Below are 4,020 nucleotides of genomic sequence, written 5' to 3' on the forward strand. Positions count from 1 at the left end.
GTTTACAACAACAGCGAGGCCATCATAAGCGATAGGGTATACATTGAGATCTTCACCTTTTTCGCTTTCAGTCAGATAGCGAGAGCTCATGCCTATTTCGGCTACTCCTTTATTGACCATGGTGATACCAGCACTCGAACCAATGCCCTGAACAGCAACGTAATCGTCTGGGTGTGTTTTGTTGTATTCCTCAGCAAGTACATCCATCACACGAGCAACCGACGTTGAACCTGAGATGTTGATTTCTTTTGCAATGGTAGGGAGGGAGACTGCTATGGCCAATAACGTCGCCACAGTAAAACGTAACATATTAAACTCCATATACGGGATAAAGCAGAGTTTATGATATTGCGTTCAGGTTACACTTTTGTGAACTGTTAGCGCTAAACAAAGGAATTGTTTCTAGTCAAGAGGTGATGGAGCTAGCGTTTCCAAGTGGATTGAGATGATAATCTGGGCAAATGATAATATAGCTATCTTATACTTGAGTTAGGTAGATAACTACCATCGGTGATGATGTAAAGGTTATATACTAGGATCGACAGCTCTAACTATCATCCATCGGGAGAACGTTGATGTCAGTGTCCCAAATGGCGACAAGTCGTTTATACAAATCAGTTCAATCGCTCTGTTCTGCGCGTAATGCTAACTTGCCTGTCGAACAGGGCAAGTGCCTCTATGAGCTAGTAGAAAATGGCGTTGAGCTTCATCGGGCGCATTTTCTCCTCGACTCCCAGCATAGCGAGTATACTTCTCCCGTCGCGAAGATCATGTTTGATGAGGACAACCAACTTTGGTATTTCTATGTTCCCACATATCACAACGAGCTGTTAAGGTGGGTGCCTTATAAGCCACTTCCATTTAGCCGAATGCTTGAGGACTTACTCAACGAGTTGGAGCGCGATCCTCAAGCGTGTTTTTGGGAATAGGGCGAGCCCAACGGATGCGAATGCCGACATGATTTATACTTTAGGCCTAACAACTTGGTTTCTAAAGTCTTTGGGGGTCATGTTGTAAACGGATTTAAATGCTGTACTGAAATGCGCTGCACTTTTAAAACCAGACTCAAACGCTATTTCTGTTATTGATTTTTCTGACTTGCGCAGTTGGGTTGCTGCGAAGTTTATCCGTTTCACCTTTAATATCTGAGAAAACGAAAGATCATCTGCGGCGAGGCGACGTTTTAAGGTCGCGATGGACATGCTCATATGAGCCGCTAAGCCTTCTAGCGTGATGTCTTTTTCAATATTACCCTCAATGTACTTAATGGCTTTTTGAGAGTCGCTCAGGCTACTTGCATCATCTATGATAGATAGAATGTTTGGCTCTACCTCAACCATCAACGACAGCAATGCCATTGCGATATGGCTTTGTGTGTAGTCTGGAGCGTTGCGACTCGCTAACTTAACCAACATGTCCTTCAATTGTGCTACTTCGCTACTGGATTGCGTTGAAAAAGGATAGAAGCGCCTTTCTTCCGTTTTGGAACGTAGCATCGGGTGCGCTTTCTTAAAGTCACAGAATATGTTTGGGTTGAAGACCAAAGCCAATGCTTTAAAGCCTCCGTCACTAGAGACGGCTTCTGCACTGCTCAGATCTGCGGAGTTATAGAGTGTGAAATCTCCGGCTTTAAGTTCAAATTGCTCGCCATTAGGTTGATGAACTAATAGGGCACCTTCTTCAACAATATATAACCCATTATGTGTTGCAGTGTAACGCTCACTTTTGCGCGCAGTGAAGTGATTAAAGCGAATGATCTCAATGTTCGGCATACTCTTTCTTATCGTTTTACATAACAAATAAAAAAGGCGCTCAATAGAGCGCCTTTTAACTTCATTCGGTATTACTCACTTACAGTCTGTTCTGTTTGTGCTGCTGGTTGTTCAGCGAATACCTGGGTTGGCTTTGCAACTAAACTGCGGTTTTCTTGGTTTACGTCCGTAAGGACAATTTCCAATGTATCCCCAAGTTTGTATACGACCTCTTTATCGATAGAGATGGTACCGTTGTCGCCATTGCACTCAATTCTTTCTTTATTATCAAGAATTAGTGCACCAGGAATAAAGGCTGCTGCGCCATTTTCGAGAAGTCGGACACGTGCGCCTGCACGATTAATATCGAAAATCTCACCTGTGAAACAAGTTTTCTTACTCGGCTCATCAGCAAGCGTGCGTGCATATAGCCAATCTGAGACATTTCGCTCAGCGATTTTATGATGTTTACGATGTAGAGCTAGCTCTTCGCCTACTTGGTCATCTGGTTTTTGTACGGGTTCTTTACCAAGGATGACGGCCTTCAACATACGGTGGTTGATCATATCACCGTATTTACGAATTGGTGATGTCCAAGTTGCATAGATGTCTAAACCCATTGCGTAATGAGGCAGAGGCTGATTACCCACCTCACTGTATGCTTGGAACTTACGAATGCGGTTATCTAGATAAGACGTTTCTTGAGCTGCCAACCAGCGGCGCAACGCAGCAAAGCCTTCTAGCGTAGCAATAGACTCCGCTGTGAACTCCAACTGGCCTTCTGGATTGACAAGTTGAACCACTTCTTCAATCTTCTCGTTCTTGATACCTGCATGCGTATTGAAGACACCTGTTTCAAATTTATCGCGTAATGTACGACCTGCACAGATGTTTGCGGTAATCATGGATTCTTCAACAAGACGGTTTGCACTGCGGCGCATGTCTGCGTGGATAGCGATTACATCGTTATCTTCACTGAGCTCAAAACGGTAGTCAGGACGATCAGGGAAGACCACTGCGTTTTTCTCACGCCATTCAGCGCGAGCAAGAGAGAACTCATAAAGATCACGAACGATGGTCGCGATCTCTTCAGATGGCTGCCATGCTTCAGAGCTGCCGTTTTCTAACCAATCAGACACGTGATCGTATGCTAGGCGTGCATGTGATTTGATGTTTGCCGCGAAGAATTTAATATCGTCGCCAATCACACCATCTTTACTTACCGTTACGGTACAGCAAATAGCAGGGCGGGTTTCACCTTCAATCAGAGAACATAGGTTGTCCGCTAAATCACGAGGTAACATCGGGATGTTGCGGCCTGGAAGATAAATAGTATAGCCACGCTCACGCGCTACTTTATCCATTTCATCTTCAGGTGTGATGTAGGCGGTTGGGTCCGCAATAGCGATGGTGAGTTCGAAATCGCCAGATACGGTTTTCTTCGCGTACAGCGCATCGTCCATATCTTTAGTCGATTCACCGTCGATAGTGACGAATGGAACATGAGTCATGTCTACGCGTTCTAGCTCCGCGTCGTCTTTCAGTTCCCAGTTATCGATGCCTGCTGGCTCAGAGTTTGGTAGATCGTTTTGAGCAAGCGTTACCCACCAAGGCGCAATTTTATCATTCGCGTCAGTGATTTTTTCAGAAATTTCTACGAAGAAGGAATTATCGCCTTTTAGAGGGTGGCGAATAAGATGTGCGACAACCCAATCACCTTCGGCGAACTCGTCAGGTTTTAGACCTTTCTTTAGTTTCGCTTTAAGAGATAGCTTTTTAAGCTGTGGGTGATCAGGTGCTACGTTGAGCTTGCCTTTGAACATTTTTACTCGACCAATAAAGCGAGTCACGGCTTGTTCCAGCAGCTCTTGTGGCTCTGCAACTTCGCGTTCATTTTCGGTGCGGATAATGGCGACGACTTTGTCACCGTGCATGCACTTTTTCATGTACGCAGGCGGGATGAAGAAGCTCGTCTTACTGTCCACTTCCAAAAAGCCAAAGCCTTTATCTGTGGCTTTTATTGAGCCTTCTTTTTTGGGCAGGTTTTCTTGGATTTTCTGCTTAAGCTGAGCGAGTAGTGGGTTATCTTGAAACATCTTTTCTTAAATTACCTATGGAGTTGGGCACACTATAATCATTGCGAGCTATTATTACTACCTGTGGAGCGTAATTTCGCCGTGAATTTTGCCAATTTAACCACGAGAAATTGGCTTAAATATTGATGAAATTCTCATCTGTGAGTTACGCGAATCTACGGGGAATGGTAGGG

At 44.6% G+C, this 4,020-nt stretch carries 4 protein-coding genes; 1 reads left to right on the top strand and 3 read right to left on the bottom strand.

What is annotated here, in order from left to right; translation table 11 throughout:
* A partial coding sequence (locus CAG68_RS12285; protein WP_202599934.1) for a substrate-binding domain-containing protein occupies positions 1-309 on the bottom strand: 309 nt, incomplete at its 3' end.
* Between the two features lie 266 nt (positions 310-575).
* Between CAG68_RS12285 and CAG68_RS12290 the strand changes: the two genes are divergently transcribed.
* Positions 576-929: a DUF3024 domain-containing protein gene (locus CAG68_RS12290; protein WP_017635751.1), complete on the top strand. Its 354-nt coding sequence runs from the start codon at positions 576-578 to the stop codon at positions 927-929.
* A 33-nt stretch (positions 930-962) separates the two neighbouring features.
* On the opposite strand, the gene CAG68_RS12295 is transcribed toward CAG68_RS12290, so the two are convergent.
* Both CAG68_RS12295 and rnb read right to left on the bottom strand, forming a co-directional pair.
* Complete coding sequence (locus CAG68_RS12295) at positions 963-1,772, bottom strand: helix-turn-helix transcriptional regulator (protein WP_017635750.1); 810 nt, start codon at positions 1,770-1,772, stop codon at positions 963-965.
* Between the two features lie 71 nt (positions 1,773-1,843).
* The gene (gene rnb, locus CAG68_RS12300) at positions 1,844-3,847 is read right to left on the bottom strand and encodes an exoribonuclease II (RefSeq protein ID WP_161441204.1); all 2,004 of its coding nucleotides are present in this window, start codon (positions 3,845-3,847) and stop codon (positions 1,844-1,846) included.
* Between the last annotated feature and the right edge of the window lie 173 nt (positions 3,848-4,020).

This window comes from Vibrio sp. V42_P2S4T144 (assembly GCF_009904715.1).
Taxonomy (GTDB): Bacteria; Pseudomonadota; Gammaproteobacteria; order Enterobacterales; family Vibrionaceae; genus Vibrio; species Vibrio alginolyticus.